At 55.1% G+C, this 20093-nt stretch carries 13 protein-coding genes; 7 read left to right on the forward strand and 6 right to left on the reverse strand.

Annotated features, from left to right (window positions below):
* Positions 1–92: 92 nt before the first annotated feature.
* Both ACSC94_RS10965 and ACSC94_RS10970 read right to left on the reverse strand, forming a co-directional pair.
* Entirely contained in the window at positions 93–2813 is a 2721-nt protein-coding gene (locus ACSC94_RS10965) for a DotA/TraY family protein (RefSeq protein WP_435640879.1), read from the reverse strand.
* Positions 2814–3040: 227 nt separating this feature from the next.
* Positions 3041–4345, reverse strand: a complete 1305-nt coding sequence (locus ACSC94_RS10970) for a site-2 protease family protein (protein ID WP_435640880.1) — start codon at positions 4343–4345, stop codon at positions 3041–3043.
* Between the two features lie 84 nt (positions 4346–4429).
* On the opposite strand from ACSC94_RS10970, the gene ACSC94_RS10975 reads away from it, so the two are divergent.
* Positions 4430–6562 (forward strand): P-loop NTPase fold protein, encoded by a 2133-nt coding sequence (locus ACSC94_RS10975; protein ID WP_435640881.1) that lies wholly within the window; start codon positions 4430–4432, stop codon positions 6560–6562.
* Positions 6563–6615: 53 nt separating this feature from the next.
* Here the strand turns inward: ACSC94_RS10975 and ettA are convergent, their stop codons facing one another.
* Entirely contained in the window at positions 6616–8295 is a 1680-nt protein-coding gene (gene ettA / locus ACSC94_RS10980; RefSeq protein WP_435640882.1) for an energy-dependent translational throttle protein EttA, read from the reverse strand.
* Between the two features lie 174 nt (positions 8296–8469).
* Between ettA and ACSC94_RS10985 the strand changes: the two genes are divergently transcribed.
* Positions 8470–9135 carry a hypothetical protein gene (locus tag ACSC94_RS10985; protein WP_435640883.1) on the forward strand — a complete coding sequence of 222 codons (666 nt, stop codon included), beginning with the start codon at positions 8470–8472 and terminating at the stop codon, positions 9133–9135.
* Here the strand turns inward: ACSC94_RS10985 and ACSC94_RS10990 are convergent.
* Positions 9132–9923 (reverse strand): hypothetical protein, encoded by a 792-nt coding sequence (locus ACSC94_RS10990; RefSeq protein WP_435640884.1) that lies wholly within the window; start codon positions 9921–9923, stop codon positions 9132–9134. The two genes, ACSC94_RS10985 and ACSC94_RS10990, sit on opposite strands and share 4 nt — an antisense overlap.
* A 195-nt stretch (positions 9924–10118) precedes the next feature.
* On the opposite strand from ACSC94_RS10990, the gene ACSC94_RS10995 reads away from it, so the two are divergent.
* Both ACSC94_RS10995 and ACSC94_RS11000 read left to right on the forward strand, forming a co-directional pair.
* Positions 10119–10853, forward strand: coding sequence for a Tellurium resistance protein TerA (locus ACSC94_RS10995; protein ID WP_435640885.1), 735 nt, complete (start codon positions 10119–10121; stop codon positions 10851–10853).
* Entirely contained in the window at positions 10850–11638 is a 789-nt protein-coding gene (locus ACSC94_RS11000) for a TerD family protein (protein WP_435640886.1), read from the forward strand. The genes ACSC94_RS10995 and ACSC94_RS11000 overlap by 4 nt, the downstream gene beginning before the upstream one ends.
* Before the next feature lie 93 nt (positions 11639–11731).
* Here ACSC94_RS11000 and ACSC94_RS11005 read toward each other — a convergent pair whose 3' ends face one another.
* Together ACSC94_RS11005 and xseA are read right to left on the reverse strand one after the other, a co-directional pair.
* Positions 11732–12238 carry a hypothetical protein gene (locus tag ACSC94_RS11005; RefSeq protein ID WP_435640887.1) on the reverse strand — a complete coding sequence of 169 codons (507 nt, stop codon included), beginning with the start codon at positions 12236–12238 and terminating at the stop codon, positions 11732–11734.
* 83 nt (positions 12239–12321) lie between these two features.
* On the reverse strand, positions 12322–13809 hold the full coding sequence (gene xseA, locus ACSC94_RS11010) for an exodeoxyribonuclease VII large subunit (RefSeq protein ID WP_435640888.1): 1488 nt from the start codon (positions 13807–13809) through the stop codon (positions 12322–12324).
* A gap of 173 nt (positions 13810–13982) precedes the next feature.
* On the opposite strand from xseA, the gene ACSC94_RS11015 reads away from it, so the two are divergent.
* From ACSC94_RS11015 to ACSC94_RS11025, 3 genes are read left to right on the forward strand one after another with little or no spacing between them, the layout of a single operon-like run.
* Positions 13983–15500, forward strand: a complete 1518-nt coding sequence (locus tag ACSC94_RS11015; protein WP_435640889.1) for a pyridoxal phosphate-dependent aminotransferase — start codon at positions 13983–13985, stop codon at positions 15498–15500.
* A gap of 46 nt (positions 15501–15546) precedes the next feature.
* Positions 15547–18708, forward strand: a complete 3162-nt coding sequence (gene putA, locus ACSC94_RS11020) for a bifunctional proline dehydrogenase/L-glutamate gamma-semialdehyde dehydrogenase PutA (protein ID WP_435640890.1) — start codon at positions 15547–15549, stop codon at positions 18706–18708.
* Positions 18709–18743: 35 nt separating this feature from the next.
* The gene (locus tag ACSC94_RS11025) at positions 18744–20075 is read left to right on the forward strand and encodes an EAL domain-containing protein (RefSeq protein ID WP_435640891.1); all 1332 of its coding nucleotides are present in this window, start codon (positions 18744–18746) and stop codon (positions 20073–20075) included.
* Positions 20076–20093: the final 18 nt, after the last annotated feature.

Genomic DNA, 20093 nt, shown 5'->3' on the forward strand with positions numbered 1-20093 from the left:
GATGTGGTTGCCCACTTTTCTAAGCTGCAGACCGCATCCTGTGTGATGCGGCCCGTTTGAAATTATAATGCTGGTCCCACGCCCGTTGCCGGTTACGGGGTGCCGCCACCGCCGGTAATGCGCGAACCGGGTCCGCCGCCGCCCGGGCCAATGTTGCCAGCGACCGTGCCAACAGCTTTGCCCGCCAGATTCCCCGTTTGTGTCAGTGTGCCGGCCAGTTGGCTGGACATACCCATCCCGCCCATCGCGGCATACTGAACCAAACCTTCTTTCGCATCGCCCTGCGCATCGGCAAAGCCCTGAACACCCGAACCCATCCAACGCAGGATGCTCTTCGGCACCAGATCGATCATTTTGAAGCACGATGTGCCGATCATGTAGACGACGATCGTGTAAACGATGGTGAAGAAAAATTCGTCGATGACGCTGCGTTTAAATTCCAGCGGGGTGCCGCCGAACAATGTGGCGCCCGCATCCGTACCATCGAAACCGGTCAGGTTGTCGGTCACCAGCGGGAAGATTTCATTCAAAACCCGCACCATGGCCGAGAAGATGATGACGCTGGCCACCAGTCCGAACACGGTCAAAATCGGTCGGATGAAGATTTCGAAAATCATGAAATAGCCGCTCATCGCCATATCACCGGGCAAGCCATGCCCGTCGATTTTCAAGTGGGCCAGCGCCCACAGCGGCACGCCCACCATGGCTTCAAACACGCTTTTCAACCATGTCCCCACGGCGAAGAAGAAGTAGATGAAGGGCAGGAACGGCAAAACGTAATACAGGATAAACCCGACGGTCAGCCCCACCGTGGCCAATGAAACCAGCATGCCGCTGGCGACGTTCAGGAACGATCCCAGACCGGCAAATTGCGGGATTTGTGAAAACAGTCCGCCACCCATCGAGAACATCGTCGCGGCGAACAGGTTGCGCACCGTGCTGTCCACGATCCCCTTGCCGATGCCGACCAATTGCGCCAGCGGGTGAATATCCTTGTTTTCACGCATGCTGAACAGCCCGTTTGTCCCAAACAGGAAGTTCATCGTATCAAGGATGATGTTGTTCTTCGGTGTCACATCGGAATCCATGTAGACGCCAGCTTCGCCCCAGACTTTGTAGGCATGGTACAGCACTTCGGCGACCAGATAATCGTTGGGGTCTTCGAATTTAATCGGGTGGCCGTCCGACTGGTGCGGGGCGAAATAATCGGCACCGCCCAGATTTTCGTCGTGCATACGGCGCGATTCCGAAATGGTCTGCATCGGAACCGGCAAGCGGTTCGGGGACGGAATGTTAAACGCCGCGCTGAACAACGCGCCGTTCATTTCTGCAATCTTGTTGTACCAGATCCCGGCCCCGCCCCAGCCCTTGATCAATACTTCGGGCGGAACGGCAAAGCCGCCGGCGGCAATCATGTTGTCGCGGGCCGCGGTGACCTCTGCGTCAAACTGGGCGTGCATATCCTGAATCAACTGGTCGATAAAGGCCGCGCGGACGCCATCGTTACAGTTGATATCCGCATTGGATGTACCCAACGTACAACCACCTTGTGTGTTCGGCAGTTTTTTATAAGCCATGACCTCGGCAAAATCCGCAACGCGCGGGTTCTGCCACAGGAACATGATCATGTTGAAATACCCTTCCTGAACCTCCAGCGCGCCGACTTGCGTTACGGCGTTGGTGCGAACGACGATCTCACCGCAATAGGGTTTGATGCCGCCCGTATTCTGGTTGAAGTTCATCGACCCGCCGGGTGTGGGGTCGGCGGCACCGAAGGAAATGATAATGTCGTTGTTTTTATAAAACTGCAGGGCGGTTTGATAGAAGCCCGCACTGGCTGTTGGAATCTGTTGGTTGATCAGCGGGTTTTTGACCAGATAGGGCTCGATGGTGAACACCACATTGCCGGTGTTCCCCGCATTGTTCAAAAGCCGTTCATACGATTCTTTACACGTGCGGGCCATCGCCATGAATTTCACGATGGCGGCGGTGTCCGGAATGGTCGGGCGCGCGATCAGGCTTTCGTCCGACGTGCCCAACCCGTTGGTCAGGCTTTCGTTAAACAGCAGCCAGCCATTGGTGGCCAGACCGGAACCCAGTTTCGCCGCATACAGCGTGATGTACTGGCCAGAATTCAAACCGTTCGCAATCGGCACCAGCAAGCCAAGCGCAACGACCAGACGGATCGGCGCCCAGATGTGGTTGAACCGTTTGCCAAACGGTGTGCCCGTTTGCGCGGTTTCACCAACGATGACCAGAACGTAATACAAAACGACAATCACCGCGACGATCAGCATCGCCAGGCTGTAAAACTGGAACAGGCCGTGCATGGCCGTGTGGAACGGTGTTGATCCGTAGGACCCAAACATCCCCGGCACACCCAGAACCGTGTGCAACAGGATAAAGGCCACATCGTTATCGGGCGCAGGTGTGGAGAACATGCCGCCGCCAAAGGTCGGACCCGCCGCATGCGCGGTCTGCAACACCAAGCCCATGGCCAGCAGAACGAATTGCAAAACCAGAATGACAAACCCGATCAGCAGCGCGAAGAAAATCACGATCTGGTCGATGTTGGACCGATTCATTTTCAAATTGTTGGCGGCCTGGGCAATCACATGGCGAATGCCGTATTTCCCGCGATTGGCGGGATCGAGATAAGGGTGACCGTTGGGGAGCAGGCGGACCGCGTTATAAATGGCGGCCATCAGGAAGGCGAGCCAGCCAAAACCACTTTCGGCAAAGGCCCGGATCCGGGGAACAATCCCCGGCATAAAAGCATAGGCTAAAACCTGTTTTCCGCGTATTTCCTGCACTATTTCCACCACACCCGGCTTCACCACACCCGGTTTGATTTTAAGCCGGGATAGATAAAATTTTATTAAATTTTTAATTCGCCTTATTTATCCACATCCTACCACAGAATCAGGCCCTTCGGCCAAAAGTTTCAGGGGCGTGGAGGGTCGGGGCGGCGGCGCAGGGCGGGCTCTCCCCTGATTGGGGCGCGAAGCATAGTTTTCCCTAATAAAAACAATGTGTTATATTATGGTAATGCATCAGGGGCGGGCAGGACGTGGTGCAGCCCGTCCAGATTGGTCAGCAACCACGCCAAAACCATCCCGAAAATCAGGATCCGCCAGATATAGGGGTAAAAGGCCCGGGTGGTCTCAACCCCGACCATGGCTTCCATGGCGTAACGCAAGATCCAGTACCCATCCAACCCGGGCAGGGGGATCAGGTTCAGCAATCCGATCATGATCGACAGCAGGGCCATCATAAACAGGATGCCATGCACCCCGGCAACCAACCGCAACCCATCCCCCAGAATCTGGGTCTCGGGCGTGATGGTGGTGCGGTCCAGCGGCCATAAATTGCGGAAGGCATTAAACGCGCCATGGGTGAGCCGGGCAAAGGCGTGCCACCCGGTGATAACGGCCTGTTCAAATGTTTGCGGGCGGTACATGTCGCCGCGAATCTGCCCCATGTAAATCAAGGCGGGATCGGGCATGGCATCCAACGTGAAATCCGCATTGGTGACGGGGTCGATATAAACCCGATAGGGAATGGCCTGCCCGCTCGTGGAAAATAAATCCAGCACCACAATTTTCCCGACATGGTTTTTCAGCGCGTCGAACGCGGCCTGTCTGGTGGGGGTGGCCACGCCATCAACGGCGCGCACGGCGATAAGGTCCATCGGATTATGCTGGGCAATGGTGCCCAATCGCCCATGGGCGCGGTCAAATCCCCGCAAATCCGTATATTCATCCCATCGCGGCGTGATGGTGGTATCCATGACCGCTCCATCGCGCGTCAGGCGCAGGGAGATCGCGTCATCCATCGGCGTGCGCAGGGCTTGCACAATGTCTTCATACCGTTCAACGGGGCGGCCCTGAAACAGAATGATGTGATCGCCGGGCATGATGCCGGCCTGATCCGCCGGGCTGTCCACCTGCACCGCGGTGACGATGGGGCGTGTCGATGGTTGCCCGATCAACGCATAAAACCCGACAAATAAAACATACGCGAAAAAGAAACTGGCCGCCGGTCCCGCCAGCACCATAAAGAACCGGAACCACGCCGGACGCTGCGCAAAATCATCGGGGGTTTCGCGGTCGGGGTCGGTCAACTGGACCATGCCGCTGAACGGAAAAATCTTGATGCTCCACCGCGTGCCGTATTTGTCGGTGCGGCCCCACACTTCGCGGCCAAAGCCCAATGAAATGCGGGTGACATGCACGCCCAACAGACGCGCCATCAACAAATGCCCGGCCTCATGCGCCAAAAACACCACGCCCAGCGACAGCAGGAACAGAATTGTATAAACGATCTGGCTGTCGACGGGGAGCATTGTTGGTGGGTTGCCTTTCTTTTTTGGTGCAACTTTGATGCTTTTTTACTACGGTGTCCAAGTAATTTTTAATGAGAGATTGCGATGTATAAAATATTATATGACACGCCAGTAGAAGATGTTAATGACAGTGGCTTTTCTAACCACAAGGATATCGCAGAAGCGATTGTCAGGATTGTAAATCATAATAATGGCGGATCAATAGCGCTATTGGGGCCGTGGGGCAGTGGGAAGTCATCGATTATAAAGATGGTTGAGGGGCAGATTTGTAAAAACGACAGTAAGAATTTGTTCTTTATTTATGATTCTTGGCGATTTGAAAATGATCCGTCGCGGGTTTCATTTTTACAGGAGCTTTTGAATAGCGTTCCTGCAGATAAATTTAAACATTCGGAATATGGGGATGAACTAGAGGCGATTAAGACGGGAAGGACGATTCAAAAAAATAAAATTAAAATCGATTTTTGGTCCGGCCTGTTTTTTTGTGTTTATGCCTGTAGCGTTGCGGTAGCTGCAAGTAGCTTGGCGGAAGATCTGGCTCATTTTATGAGCCAGTCCGCACTTGTATCAAGTATGTACATTTTATCTATTCTTGCGCTGTTCATTTGGCCTGTATCTTTATTAATAGGTGGAAGTGATCGGTTTGGAAAAATGTTTCCTTTTGCTTTTTTTAAGAATGCAGATGTTTTTAAGGAAGTTTTGACGGAACATGAAGATCAAACGGCGACCCGCTTTCGAATTTTTTTCGAAAGAATATTGGGCGGTGCTTCGTTTGATAAAATCGTTATTGTGATTGATAACTTGGATCGACTTTCTCCGAATAAGGCTCAGGAGGTTTGGTCCTCGCTTCAAGGGATTTTTCTACAACAGGCGCATGAAAATCTTTGGGTAATTGCCCCTTTCTTGGATGATAAATTAGCTAAAGGTAGTGGGGTTGGTGGTAAGGCATTTGTTGATAAATTTTTCGACATTACGCTTCATGTCCAGCCGGCTTTGCTTCTGGATAAGCAAAATTTTATAGAAGAAAAATTGCGTGAGATTTTAGAGGCGGATTCAGGAAGTGCTGTAGAAAGGATTTCAAAACTTTACAGCTCCCTTTCGGGAGAGAGTATGAATTCTGATAAAACGCCGCGTGAAATAATCAAATTTTGTAACGAGCTTTTAGCTTTAAGGGCTGTGTGGGAAGGGGTTGATATACCTGTCACTACTATGGCGGTCTTTATTTTAAGGCGTTCGGATGTATTAAAAATGTTACTAGATAAAAATTTCTTAGGGAGCCTTTCGAGAAAAGATAAGAGATTGGTTGGTGATCAGTTTTTCGAAAAAAATATGGCGGCGTTGCACTATGGTGTTCGCCCTGAGCGCGCAATTCATGTTCTGCTTTATGAGCAAATTGAAAATTGTTTGCTGAAATCCGCGCGTTTAAATGAGGGTGGGGCATTGAATGACGCCAACCACTATCAGCAAGAATTGATTAAGCTGATGCGTTATGATGGTGCCTTGTCTGTTTTGCGAGAGATTGTGACTGATAAAATATCTTATTGGGTTCAAGATATTGATAAGGTTCTCAATGTGTTTTCCTCATTGAGTGGGCTGAATAGTTACTTTTTAAAAGATCAGAGAGAATTCCAAGCGATTTATTCTGAAATTCTTAATGAAATCAGTCATTATGGATCTGTGTTGAGTGAGAGCTCGTCTTGGGGAGGGTTTTCTCAAGATCCGTATTCTATCTTAAGAGATCTCATGTGTTTTACCCATCCTATGAATGAGGATTCGGTTAAGGGTTATGTAATAACGCGCCTGATGTCGGTCCACATTGATGCACATGATGTTTCGTATTCGCAGTGGCGGGAAGCAGTTCAGAGTGTTTGTTCTGATGATGATTTTTCTAATGTTAATTGGGGTTTGTGTAATGTTGAGGCATTATCGCCCGATGCTTTATTTTTTCGACTTAAGCGAAACTCTTTCTTAAATCATGAGCGCGTTGCTAAGGTTTTTTGTGCGTTATTAATTGCAAGTTTAAAAAAATTGGGTGGTTCTCCACAGACCTATGCGCAAGAGGTTTTTGATAAGACAGGTTTGTTAACATGGGTGGAAATGATACTAAATTCAGATTTAGTAGAGCCGGAAATGAAGGGGGAGGTTTTGTCGATGATGCGCGGTGTTTTTGGATTTAATCGATTATTTCTGAAAAATGTAGAGATGATTGCAAAATAGGGGGCTTGCGCCCCCTATTTATTGATTTTTTGTCTTCCGTTTAATGTGTGCTGTTACCCCGCCCGGCGCAGCGGTTTGTATTTGATCCGGTGCGGCTGGTCTGCATCGCGGCCCAGGCGGCGTTTGTAGTCTTTCTCGTAATCTTCGTAGTTGCCTTCGAACCACGTGACTTGCGAGTCGCCTTCGAACGCCAGAATGTGCGTGGCCAGACGGTCGAGGAAGGCGCGATCGTGGGAAATGACCACGGCGCATCCGGCGAATTGCTCCAAGGCTTCTTCCAAAGCGCCCAGCGTTTCCGTGTCCAGATCGTTGGTCGGTTCGTCCAGCAGCAGCACGTTCGCGCCGGATTTCAGCATCTTGGCCAAATGGACGCGGTTGCGTTCACCACCCGACAGGTTGCCGACTTTCTTCTGCTGGTCCGGGCCGCGGAAGTTGAAGGCCGATACATACGCACGGCTCGGCATTTCGATTTTGCCGAGTTTCAGAATATCCATGCTGTCGGAAATTTCTTCCCAGACGTTTTTTTCACCATCCAGTGCATCGCGGCTTTGGTCGACATAGCCCAGCTTGACGGTTTCGCCCACGCGGAACGATCCTTCATCGGGCTGTTCCTGTCCCGTGATCATGCGGAACAATGTCGATTTACCTGCGCCGTTCGCGCCAATCACGCCAACAATGCCGCCCGGCGGCAATTTGAAGGACAGGTTTTCGATCAGCAGACGGTCGCCAAATCCTTTGCGCAGATTTTCGGCTTCGATCACCACATGCCCCAGACGCGGCGGGGTGGGAATAACGATCTGGGCGTTGCGCTGGTCGCTTTTCTGCGATTCGGCCAGCAAATCCTCATACGCCGAAACACGGGCCTTGGATTTTTTGCGGCGTCCTTCGGGGGATTGTTGAATCCATTCCAATTCGCGCGACAATGTTTTCTGGCGATCGGCTTCCTGTTTGGATTCCAGTTCCAGCCGTTTGCGCTTGGCGTTCAGGTATGCGGAATAATTGCCCTCATACGGAATGCCGCGGCCACGGTCGACCTCCAAAATCCATCCGGTGACGTTGTCCAGGAAGTAACGGTCGTGGGTGACCATCACCACCGTGCCCTTGTAATCGGTCAGGAACCGTTGCAACCACGCGACAGATTCGGTGTCCAAGTGGTTGGTTGGTTCGTCCAGCAGCAGCAGGTCCGGCTTTTCCAGCAACAGACGGCACAGCGCGACACGGCGGCGTTCACCCCCGGACAGTTTCGTGACATCCGCATCGGCGGGCGGGCACCGCAGCGCATCCATGGCAATTTCAATCGTGCGGTCCAGCTCCCAGCCATCAACGGCGTCGATCTTTTCCTGCAACTCGCCCATCTCGGTCATCAGCGCGTCGTAATCGGCATCCGGTTCGGCCATTTCCACGCCGATGGCGTTAAAACGGTCCACCATGTCCTTCACGTCTTTCAACGCTTCGGTGATGTTTTGAACGACGTTCTTGGTCGGGTCCAGATGCGGTTCCTGCGCCAGATAACCGACGCGCGCGCCCTCGGCGGCCCACGCCTCACCCGTGAAATCCGTGTCCACCCCGGCCATCAGTTTCAACAGGGTCGATTTACCAGCCCCGTTCGGGCCCAGAACGCCAATTTTGGCCCCGGGGAAGAAGGATAAGGTCACGTTCTCCAACACCTTTTTGCCATTCGGCCAGGTCTTGGACAAACCGTTCATCACATAGACATACTGATAGGACGCCATCGCGCGCTCCGCTTCTCACAAAAAAGGGCTGAAATCAGCCATAAAACCGGAGGGCACTATAGCAGAGGGGGCCGGGAAGGGAAGACGGCCTTGCGTGTTTTTTTGTCCTGGCGGTATGCGGGGGTGCGTTTTTTCATTAACATCTTTAGGGTGAAACGAGTGGCGGTAAGACTCATGAATGTTATTGTAAGCACGATACGAAAACTATGCGGTGCGTTGGTTCGATTTTTGATCCATGTCAGCCTGCTGGCTGTCGGCATTATCCTCGGCCTGCTGGTCCTTTTATCACCGTTCTTGATTGAAATTGGTCTGGCGTGGTTGCCTATGTCGTATCAGCGTGATGTGGCTAATGAGTTTGCGCGGAATTTGCACCAACAAGTTGTCGCGGAAAAACGGGATATTTCACTCCACGATCTGGTGCCTATTGCATGGGATCGTGTCTGCTTTTTGTATGAAATTGACGACTCTTTTTCTGTCGAACAAATGCCGTCCTATATCAAACGTAAAAAACTACAGTTTGGCCATTGGACGCAGCGTGTTCCATCTCTTCTTGCCTTGTTTCAGAAAGAAGGGGAAATGGGATTGCTGCCTTCGTTCACGAATAGCTATTCGCTGGCTTTACTTTTTATTGATGGAAATAAGGTGGTGCGAGTTGTTGAGCCGGGTTACGCACAGGCACCGTACGATGTGTTTAGCTATCGCAGTTCTCTATTGGGCGGTACGTCAAAAATTTATGATGGCGAGTGTCTGCAAGATGCCACGTTGAGCGTCGCAAAAAAGCAAAAAGCTTACAGCATTTATTCCGTGCTGTGGAAACCTGTCGGCGATCCCATCCGCTAAGCCGGGCCGCCCTGCAGGCTGTTCAGGATTTTCTGCGTGTAAACCTGCCGCTTGGCCGCGATTTCTTCGGCGGTGGGGGGTATTTGGGCTGCGAGGGTGGCCTGTTTAAACGCGTTTCTGACGGCGCGGCGTTCAGCCGGATGGTCCGGGTTCAGGGTGACGCCGTGATCGAGCAAGAAGCTCAGGCCATCAAGGCCAAGAGTGCGCACGATTTCCGATGTTTCGGTTCGATCGTAAGCCAGGCGTGCATTGGAATTAAATTGGCCGCCATGATCGACAAAGAGTTGCAATCCCTCGATGCCGCAGAAGGGGGCGACCCAGAGCGCGTCGCTGCTTTTTCCGGATTGGAACGCGCCACCGTTCTTAAGAAACAGCTTCAGACCGTCCATTTTGGTGTGCATGGCAATGATGGCCACTTCGTTCATGCCGATGCTCGAGACGGCGCTGTGATTGGGTTTTCCGCCCTTGTCAAAAAACAGTTTTAATCCGTCGAGATTGCCGGCGCGGACCATATGCACCATCTCGGTATTCCCGATTCCATCGCGCGCATAAGGGGAGAGGGCGCCGCCATGGTCGAAGAACAGGCGCAGGCCATCCATGCCGGCTTTGTCTGCAATGACCATCAGTTCGTTGCGATGGCCATGCTCTGCCCATGATTGCGGGTTTACGCCGCGCTTGAGGGCGACATGGTGTTCCAGTCCCGCTAGCCCATCCTGCTCCACCCGCTCGATCAGGCTGATCGGCTTGATGTTGTGTTTGTCGAGAAAGGCGCGGATCCGTCCAGCCATGGTCAAAGCCCTTTTTGATATTGGGTTTTTTGAAATGAATGGCGGTTTTTAGCATGGGAGGGGTGAAAGGTCAAATATTATGAAAATAAAAAGGGGCGGTTATTTTCAAGGCACACGCACCCTGTTAATCTTTTCTGCGATAGACTATTCTTTGCGTTACGTTTTTTGCCCATCGATCCGAAAGGAACCATCCCGATGTCCCGTGAACAATTGTCGCAGGATTCCCTGTCCGAAGCCACGCGCAGCCGTGCGTCTTTCTCTGGCCATGGCAAGGCCAAGGGGGCGGCGGGATACCGCGCGCCATCGACCGATCCGGATTGTGAATTCCTGTCCCAGTCAGGGCAGATGAGCGTGATCAATCCGCGCGAAGGGGGTTTCCCGAAAATTCGTATCGGCGCGGCATGGGACAATGTTCAGGCACAACAATCCGGATTTTTTGGCCGTCTGCTGAAAAAAATATCCAAGCAGGGCGTCGATGTTGATCTGGGCTGCCTGTATGAACTGAATGATGGCCGTCGCGGCGCCATTCAATCCTTTGGTGATTTGTATGGCGCGTATAACGATGCGCCTTTCGTCCACCATACGGGCGATGAACGGACCGGCAACAAAGATGGTCTGGATGAAATCATTGAAATCAACGGCGCGCGTTGGGGCGACGTGAAACGCGTTCTGGCGTATGTTTACATCTATCACGGCGCACCCGATTGGGACGCCGTCCGTCCACAGGTGCAATTGCTGATCCCCGGTGAAACACCGATGATTGTGACACCGCGCGTGGCCCGCAATGATTTGTCGGTCTGTGCCGTCGCCATGTTTGAAAACCGCGAAAACGGCATTCGCATCACCAATCACACGGAATATTTTCCCGGTCATGCTGAAATGGACCGGGCCTTTGGCTTTGGTCTGGAATGGGAAGGGGGCAGTAAATGAGTGGCGGTATGGGCGATGATCCGTTCTGGAGCGAACCAACGGGCGATAACGATTTCGAACGCCCCATCGACATGATGGGCGATATGGGCGGTAACGGGAATGGCGGCCCGCAAAACACGAATTTGCCGGACAGCGGAATCGACATGATCGGTGATCTGGCCGCGTCCGCGCCTGCGCCGGCTCCGGCCCCGATTGATTTCAATCTGGTGGAAAAGGGCGATTATTACGATCTGGTGAAAAAGGTTCCGTCCCTGCGCCGCATCATGGTTGGTGCGGGCTGGGATCATAAAATGCTGGAAACGACCAAGATCGACGTGGACTTAAGCTGCTTCCTGCTGGACAAGCAGAACCAGACCCGCGTGGACGAAGATTTCGTGTTCTACAACAATGAAAGCGGATGTGATGGTGCCGTGCGCCACACGGGCGACAGCCGCACCGGTGCGGGCGATGGCGATGATGAATCATTGTTCATCGACCTGAACGGTCTGCCATTTGATATTCTGCGCATCATGATCACTTTGTCGATCTATAACGCGGCGGAAGCCGAACAACATCTGGGCATGGTGCGCAATATTTATCTGCGAATCATAAACGAAGAAGACGGCAACGAAATCGTCCGTCTGCAGATGGATGAATCCATGTTGAACGACGTCGCCGGAATGCAGGTGGCGTGTCTGGTCCGTGAAGGGCCGAAATGGTATCTGGAAGTGCTGGAGAACCCGGTGAAGGGTGGCCTTGGGGCCATCGCAACCCAATACGGGATCGTTGTGGGCGCAGGGTCGTGAAGAAGATGGAATCTCGGAGTTTCGGAATTTCAGAATCTCGGAACATCAGATTTCCGAGATTCTGAGATTCCGAGATTCTGAAGTTCCGCTCACCTAAAACCCGCGGCCTTTTTTCATGTCCAGCAATTGGCCCGGACGGATTTTCGGGGATTTGCCGCCGCCGCCGCCATATTGATCGTGAAACCGTTCGCGGCTGTGGAATTCTTCTTCGATCAGCGCATCAATATCCGGCATCTGGTCCAGCTTCATAAAGCGGGCCACGGCACCGAAGAAGTTGCAGCATTTTTCTTCCCAGTTGTAAATTTCGCGGTCAATCGGGTCACCCTTCAACCGGGCATTCACAACATCCCAATCGGCCCCAACAACGGGTTTGCACTGGAACCAGATGACCTGTTGCATCGGCAACTGGCCTTCGGTCGGCGCGTCATACATCAACTGAATTTCGGCTTCGCATTCATTCGGGTCCATGCCCATGCGGATTTCCGCGCTGCACGTCGCCCCCGTGGCCGGATCATACACGGTCAGCGGATAGGTTTCGTACGGCGACAGCTCATAGCCGACGCCCAGACGGTCCATCATGTTGCGGAATGTTTCGCGCATGGTTTCAATTATACTCCCGATCCGGTCAAAATACCCTGAAAACCGCCGGAATCATAGGGGGGAAGCGTCTTATAACCGGGTTTTCAGTCTTTAACCGTCGCGGTGCGGTGTTTCTTGTCGCGGAACTCCAGCGTGACGTCCGATCCCTTGGTCAGCGCATCGGCGTTCGACACGGGCGCGCCGTTTGCATCGCGCACCACGACAAACCCGCGATCCAGCACCCGTTCAAACGACAGTGAATCCAGAACGCGCACCGTGGCGGTCAATGTGCGGGCCTTGTCCGGGGTGATGGTTTGGGCCGCGCGGATCAGGCGTTCGGCGCGTTCGCTCAAGCGGCGTCCCGCATCCTCGACAATCTGGCGCGGGTGGCGCAGGGCGGCGGCCAGACGGTCCAGCTTGGCCACGCGGGCCTGCACCGCCTTGTCAAACGCGGCATCCAGACGGTGAATGGCATGGTCGGCGGATTGCATTTTGATCTGCAGCAATTTTTGCGGATCACCCAGCCGCGCGGCCAAGGATGCCACGCGTTCATGGTGGCGATCGGTGATGCGGTTCATGCCGCCCATCAAACGGCGGGCATCATCCATGATCTGGGCCATCAATTCGGCGCGCACGGGCACGGCCATTTCGGCGGCCCCGGTTGGTGTGGGCGCACGTATATCGGCGGCATAATCAATCAATGTCGTATCGGTTTCATGCCCCACCGCGGAAATTAACGGGATGGAACAGGCGGCGGCGGCGCGCACAACGATTTCCTCGTTAAACGCCATCAAATCTTCGAGGCTTCCGCCCCCGCGCGCGACGATCACCACATCCGGGCGCGGCACGGCTCCGTCTTTAGGCAACGCATCAAATCCGGCAATGGCGGCCGCAATCTGTGCGGCGGCGTTGTCGCCCTGTACCGCAACGGGCCACAGCAAAACATGGCGCGGGAACCGGTCATTCAGCCGGTGCATAATATCGCGGATCACGGCCCCGGTCGGCGATGTCACCACCCCAATCACGGTAGGCAAAAACGGAATCGGTTTTTTGCGGGCCGCATCAAACAGCCCTTCCGCCGCCAGCTTTTTGCGGCGGTCTTCCAGCATTTTCAGCAACGCGCCTTCGCCCGCCAATTCAATGGAATCAACGATAATCTGATACCGCGATGATTTCGGGTAACTGGAGACTTTACCGACGCACACCACATCCAGCCCGTCTTCGGGGCGGATGGACAATTTGGATAAATTACCCTTCCAGCAGACGATATCGATAACGGCATCCGCATCCTTGATCGTGCCATACAAATGGCCGGAGGAGGCGAGCTTCAAACCGGATAATTCCCCACGAACCCGCACACGGCCAAAGGTTTCCTCCAGCGTCCGGCGCAACGCATTGGCCAGATCCGCGACGCTCATTTCAGGCACATTGCTGTGCCTTAAGGGCGCACTCCCGTGCGCGGGCATCTCCGGCACATTGCTCCGCATCGGGGCCGATGGTGGCGGCTCGACGGGGGATTGCTTCGCGCTGGGAATGGGGTCCCCAACGGGCGCGGGATTGGGTGGTGGGTCGAATAACGTGCGGTTGGTCATGGCGGGCATCTTAGGGCCTGGGCTCTGGCTTGTCATTCCCGCGAAAGCGGGAATCCATACGTTTTTGCCGTTCTTTCCGGTGGATCCCCGCTTTCGCGGGGATGCGGATGAGGCAAGCTCAAGAATATGAAAATTCTGGCGTTGGGGCTGGCTTTTGGGCTATGACAGGCCCCATGACCCGTCAAAAACGCCTCGATTTGTCTTTGGGCGACCCGCTGCTGCCGTTGCGCGGGGTGGCGGCCTATGCGTTTCGCATGGCTTCGCGGGATTTGAACAATTATTACAACATGATCCCCAGCTATAGCGGGCCGGGGTCGGTGCGGGATGTGCTGCACCCGGTGCGCGATTATTTCAGCGCGCGGGGCTTCCATGACCAAGGCTGGTCCGGCCTGACCACCGAGGAAATTTTGCCCACCGGTGGCGGCACGACGGAAGGGTTCGATCTGGCCCTGCGCATGTTGAGCGCAGATGTGGTGGAGCGGAACGGTCAGGGCGCGGTGATTAAACCCGCCATCCTGATGCCCGTGCCCACCTATGGCATGTTTATGGATGCGGCCAAGGCGGCGGGGTTCCATGTGGTCAAGGTGGAGCGCGATCTGGCCGCGGGCGGTGTGTTAAACCGTGACACGTTGATTGCTGCGGTGAATGACGCGCACAAGGCCGGATACCGCATCATCGCCTATTACGATTGCAACCCGCATAATCCGACGGGGCTGATCCGGGGCAAAGCGGAAACAGAACATCTGGCGGAAATTTTTGAGGCCATCAACGCCCATTACGCGCAGCAGGATTTGAACGCCCTGTCGCTCAACACCCGCTCCCGTCTGTGGGATCATGCGGGCACGCGCGTGACCATTATCGACGATATGGTTTATGACGGGCTGGAAATGGGGGATGAAAAACCCTTTGGTTTCGCGCAATTGCCGCACATGTATCGCGACACCATCACATTGTTTGGCCCGTCCAAGGCGGGTCTGGTGGGGCTGCGGGCCGGGGTGGCCATTGGCCCCCGCGACAAAATCCGCGCCATGATGGGCCTTGCTCGCCACGCCGGATATTTCCCGCCGACCCCGGTGCTGCACGCGCTGGCCGCGTATTTCAATGATGATGCAAAATTTGCGGCGGCACGGGATAAACATTTGCTGCGCTTGAATGCGCAGCACCGCACAAATCTTCTGCTGATGAAGGCGCTGGTGAACGGCATGGATACAATGCCCGAAGCCGATGATGCGGATCGTGCCAAAATGCTGCGCATCGTGATGAAGGAAACCGGTATGGACCGCGCCGCATCGCGCGACCTGCTGACGCGTGGGATCAAGGGTGTGCGGATTATCACAACGCCGCAGGCGGGGTTCTTCCACCTGCTGGATTGTTCGGGCCTGCGGGACCGCGAATATTCCAATGAATTCGTGCCCTACCGCGCCTTTATGGGCACGGCCACGGCCCAGACGGAAGAGGCTATCGACCATGTTCTGGGGGCCGGGCAAAACCTGCAATTCGCCTATGGCAGCTGGGCCGGGTTACCGACCCATTCCATGATTGTCCGCCTCACCTGTGCCATGCCGCATCGCGATATCTTGGAGACGGCGCGGCGACTGGCGGCAGGCGTGAAAGATTTCAAAAAAGCCAAAAAAGTTTCCGAAATACAGGCCGCTGCCGGAGTTTCTTCCCTGCGCGCCCCATTGCCGTAAACGCGCAATCCTATACACTTCATCCACCCTCTGAATGGAGATATGGATGATGACCGCCACCACAAAATCCCACATGCCCAAATCCGCTTATGCCTCTGGCCTGAACCCACCGACTGTAACCGACCACGATCTGGCCCCGTATCTGTATGCCGATGAAACCGTGCGCGTGAATACGCTGCTGGTCGATCTGGCGTGGAAGGCGGAGCGCGCGGAGCGTGTGGGCAAGGCAGCTTCTGATCTGGTCACACGCGTGCGCGGGGCGAGACGCAAGGCGGGTGAGCTGGAAGCGTTCATGCAGGAATATCGCCTGACCACGGATGAGGGGCTGGCGCTGATGGGTCTGGCGGAGGCATTGCTGCGCGTGCCGGATGCAAAAACGGCGGACGCACTGATCCGCGATAAAATCACCGCCGCCGACTGGGCCCCGGAAGGCGCGGTCAATGACTGGATGGTCAAGGCCACGGGGCTGGGTCTGAGTGTGACCAAAGCCACGCTGGAAAGCGTCGTGGCGAAACTGGGTGAACCCGTCATCCGCACCGCGATGGGGCAGGCGATCCGCATTATGGGGCACCAGTTCGTTCTGGGTCGCACGATTGATGAAGGCATGAAAAACGCGCAGGCCTATGAAGCCAAGGGCTATCGCATGTCCTACGACATGCTGGGCGAGGGCGCGCGCACGAGTGTTGATGCCGAACGCTATTTTAATTCTTACGTGTCCGCGCTGAATGTCATTGCCGCCAATGGCAAAACGGTCAATGGCGTGATGCCGGGCATTTCCGTGAAATTGTCGGCCCTGCATCCGCGTTACCGATACAGCCAGGCGGATCAATGTATCCCGGCCTTGACCGATAAATTGATGGATCTGGCCCGTGTCGCGGCGGCGAAGGATGTCGCCCTGACCGTGGATGCGGAGGAAGTCGAGCGTCTGGAAATCTCCCTGGATATCATTGGGGCCGTGGCTGCCGATCCGTCTTTGAAACACTGGGACGGGCTGGGGCTGGCGGTGCAGGCCTATTCCAAACGCACCTATCCGTTGATCGACCGTCTGGCCGCCATGGCGCGGGCGGAAAAACGCCGTCTGTCCGTCCGGTTGGTGAAGGGGGCGTATTGGGACACCGAAATTAAACGCGCGCAGGTGATGGGTCTGCGCGATTACCCGGTCTTTACGCGCAAATGCAATACGGATTTATCGTATCTGGCGTGCGCACAAAAATTGATCCAAAACCGCGATGTGTTTTACCCTATGCTGGCCACGCACAATGCGCACACGGTGGCGGCGGTGCTGGACATGGTGCGCGAAAATGGTGGCGCGGCGGCGGGCCCGTTTGAATTCCAACGTCTGCACGGTATGGGTGAAGCGCTCTATGACATCGTGCTGGATGATGCGAAACAGAGCGAAAACATCCGGGTCAGCATGTATGCCCCCGTGGGCACGCATGAAGATTTGCTGCCCTATCTGGTGCGGCGTTTGTTGGAAAACGGGGCGAACAGCTCCTTTGTGAACAAGTTGCTTGATCCCAAAGTGCCAGTGGAAGAGGCGGTGGAAGACCCGATTGCCGATGTAAAACGCAATGAAACACGTCGTCACCCGCGCATTCCGTTGCCGGTCGATCTGTACGGTATGGGCCGTAAAAATTCCGCCGGGATGGATTTAACCGATCCGGATGTTGTCGGGCCGCTGATCCCGGCGATGAAGGCGGCCGTGGATGATGTGGAATGGGTGGCGGCCCCGCTGATCGGGGGCAAGCTCTACCGCGATGGGGCGATGATCCCGGTGACCAATCCGGCGCACCGTGACCATGTTGTCGGGCACGCGGTTTATGCCGGTGCCGACCATGTTAAACGCGCCTTTGAAACGGCCCGGAATGGTTTTGCGGTCTGGTCCGCAACCCCCACCCGCGACCGGGCCGCGTGTCTGGATCGTCTGGCCGATCTGATGCAGGATTATGCGATCCCGTTGATGGGCTTGTGCGTGCGTGAGGCGGGCAAGACCATGGATGACGCCGTGGCCGAACTGCGCGAAGCGATTGATTTCTGCCGCTATTACGCCATGCGCGGGCGGATCGATTTTGTCGATCATGGCCATGTCATGCCCGGCCCGACGGGCGAAAGCAACGTGCTGAACCTGCATGGGCGCGGCACATTCGTGTGCATTTCCCCGTGGAACTTCCCGCTGGCCATTTTCATGGGGCAGGTCTCTGCCGCCCTGATGGCCGGGAATGCGGTGATTGCCAAACCCGCCGAACAAACGCCGTTGATTGCGTCGCTGGCGGCGAAGCTGATCCACATGGCGGGTGTGCCGCATGATGCGTTTACCCTGCTGCCCGGTGATGGGCATGTCGGCGCGGCTTTGGTGGCGCACCCGGATGTGGCCGGTGTGGCCTTCACCGGATCGACCGAAGTGGCTCGCATCATCAACCGGACATTGGCGGCCAAGGACGGCCCGATTGCACCGCTGATCGCCGAAACGGGCGGCCAGAACGCGATGATCGTTGATTCATCCGCTCTGCCGGAACAGGTGGTGGATGATGCGATGATCAGCGCCTTTGGCTCCGCCGGGCAACGCTGTTCCGCCTTGCGTGTCCTGTGTTTGCAGGATGATGTGGCGGATAAAATCATCACGATGCTGCGCGGTGCGATGGAACAAATCCGCATCGGCGACCCGATGGATATTCGTACCGATATCGGTCCGGTGATTGATGATGAAGCGCGCCAGATTCTGGTGAAGCATCGCGCAGCGATTGAGGGGTTTGGAAAAATCGTGGCGTCCGCCCCGTTGCCGATGGGCGCGGAAAAACAGGGCACGTTCTTTGCCCCTGTTGCCTGTGAAATCAAATCGATCAGTGATTTGAAACGGGAAGTGTTCGGTCCGGTCCTGCATATCATCCGGTACAAGGCGTCTGAGCGGGATGCGATTTTGAAGGCGATCAACGAGACGGGCTATGGCCTGACATTCGGGATACACAGCCGTATTCAATCCACGATCCATGATTTGGCCGAAGGGGCCCATGCGGGCAACGTTTATGTGAACCGGACCATGATTGGGGCGGTCGTTGGGGTGCAACCCTTTGGTGGGCATGGACTTTCCGGCACGGGGCCAAAGGCGGGCGGGCCGTATTATTTGCCGCGTTTTGCAACGGAAAAGGTCATTTCGGTCAATACAACGGCCAGCGGCGGCAATGCCAGCCTGGTCAGTCTGGATGATTAACCTCTTAAACCCTAATCCTGATTTACAATAGGGATATGAACAAACCACACCCGACCTTGCAGTCTTTGACCAAAATCACCCCGCCCAGCAAGCGGGTGGACCGTGGCGTGCGTCTGCAAAATTTCAAGGCGGGCAGCGTGCTGTTCAAAGCGGGTGAGCCGCGGGACAATGCCTATCTGATTGAAAAAGGGACCGTGGATATTCTGGGTCCAGGACCGGAAGGGCCGCAAAGCCTTCTGGCGCGATTGAGCCCGGGGGATGTGTTTGGTGAAATGGCCTTGATCGACGGCGGTTTGCGCAGTGCCGCCGCCGTTGTGACCAGCGATGCCGAATTATTTGTTATTCCACGCGGCGCCCTGCGGGATCGCGTGCGTGATATGGACCCGATTTTATCGTTGATGCTGGCCTTGCTGGTGGAACGTTATCGCACTGTACGGGTCAATCTTCCTGAATCCATCCGGCAGGATCAGATATCGAATATGGCCCAGGCGATGGACCGCGCCGCGCATTACGATATGCCCGAAGATGCGGCCCGCCTGTCCGAACTGTGGCGTCAGCGCGATAACGCGATCAAGGAATTGAAGCTGGAACAGGAGTTACGTCGTGGGATTGAAAAGGGGGAATTCGTTCCCGCCCTGCAGCCCATTGTCGCGCTGCCCAGTCGTCGGCTGGTGGGGTTTGAAACGCTGGTGCGTTGGAACCATCCGGAGCGGGGCATGGTCTTCCCCGATGAATTTATCCCGGTGGCCGAACGCACCAATCTGGTGCAGTTTATCGACCATATGATGCTGCAAAAGGCCTGTGAATTGATGCCGGATCTGCTGTCTGACATGGGTGGCGATGATGTTCCTTTGTTTATCAGCGCCAACCTGTCCGGGATCAATTTTGAAAATCTGGATATCATCCAATCGGTGCGGGAAACATTGGTCCATAGTGGCGTCGACCCGCACCGGATCAAACTGGAAATCACGGAAAGCGCGCTGATTGATGACCCCGAAAAAACCGAACAGGTGCTCAGGGGGCTACGCGCGCTGGGCGTGACCATCGCGCTGGATGATTTCGGGACGGGCTATTCCTCGCTCGGCTATCTGCACCGCTTCCCGATTGATTCGATCAAAGTGGATCGGTCTTTCGTCAGCCAGATGCACGATGCCCCGCGCAGCATTGATATTATCCGCGCCATTGTCGGTCTGGCCCATAACTTCAAAATGGATGTGGTGGCCGAAGGTCTGGAAACCGAACAGGATGTCCAGATGATCAACGCCCTGGGGTGTGAGATGGCACAGGGGTATTTCTTCGCCAAGCCTTTGATGCCCGCACAGGCGCGCGAATTTGCGCAAGGCTTTGCGGTGCGCAAGCCCATCTGATCTCTTTGCGAACAATTC

Source organism: Micavibrio aeruginosavorus, from assembly GCF_051245535.1.
Classification (GTDB): domain Bacteria; phylum Pseudomonadota; class Alphaproteobacteria; order Micavibrionales; family Micavibrionaceae; genus Micavibrio; species Micavibrio aeruginosavorus_D.

Excerpts from the sequence above, each read along its gene's own strand:
- ACSC94_RS10970 (WP_435640880.1), bottom strand. The coding sequence starts at position 4,345 with ATGCTCCCCGTCGACAGCCAGATCGTTTATACAATTCTGTTCCTGCTG.
- ACSC94_RS10975 (WP_435640881.1), top strand. The coding sequence starts at position 4,430 with ATGTATAAAATATTATATGACACGCCAGTAGAAGATGTTAATGACAGT.
- ettA (WP_435640882.1), bottom strand. The coding sequence starts at position 8,295 with ATGGCGTCCTATCAGTATGTCTATGTGATGAACGGTTTGTCCAAGACC.
- ACSC94_RS10985 (WP_435640883.1), top strand. The coding sequence starts at position 8,470 with ATGAATGTTATTGTAAGCACGATACGAAAACTATGCGGTGCGTTGGTT.
- ACSC94_RS10990 (WP_435640884.1), bottom strand. The coding sequence starts at position 9,923 with ATGGCTGGACGGATCCGCGCCTTTCTCGACAAACACAACATCAAGCCG.
- ACSC94_RS10995 (WP_435640885.1), top strand. The coding sequence starts at position 10,119 with ATGTCCCGTGAACAATTGTCGCAGGATTCCCTGTCCGAAGCCACGCGC.
- ACSC94_RS11000 (WP_435640886.1), top strand. The coding sequence starts at position 10,850 with ATGAGTGGCGGTATGGGCGATGATCCGTTCTGGAGCGAACCAACGGGC.
- ACSC94_RS11005 (WP_435640887.1), bottom strand. The coding sequence starts at position 12,238 with ATGCGCGAAACATTCCGCAACATGATGGACCGTCTGGGCGTCGGCTAT.
- xseA (WP_435640888.1), bottom strand. The coding sequence starts at position 13,809 with ATGACCAACCGCACGTTATTCGACCCACCACCCAATCCCGCGCCCGTT.
- ACSC94_RS11015 (WP_435640889.1), top strand. The coding sequence starts at position 13,983 with ATGACCCGTCAAAAACGCCTCGATTTGTCTTTGGGCGACCCGCTGCTG.
- putA (WP_435640890.1), top strand. The coding sequence starts at position 15,547 with ATGATGACCGCCACCACAAAATCCCACATGCCCAAATCCGCTTATGCC.
- ACSC94_RS11025 (WP_435640891.1), top strand. The coding sequence starts at position 18,744 with ATGAACAAACCACACCCGACCTTGCAGTCTTTGACCAAAATCACCCCG.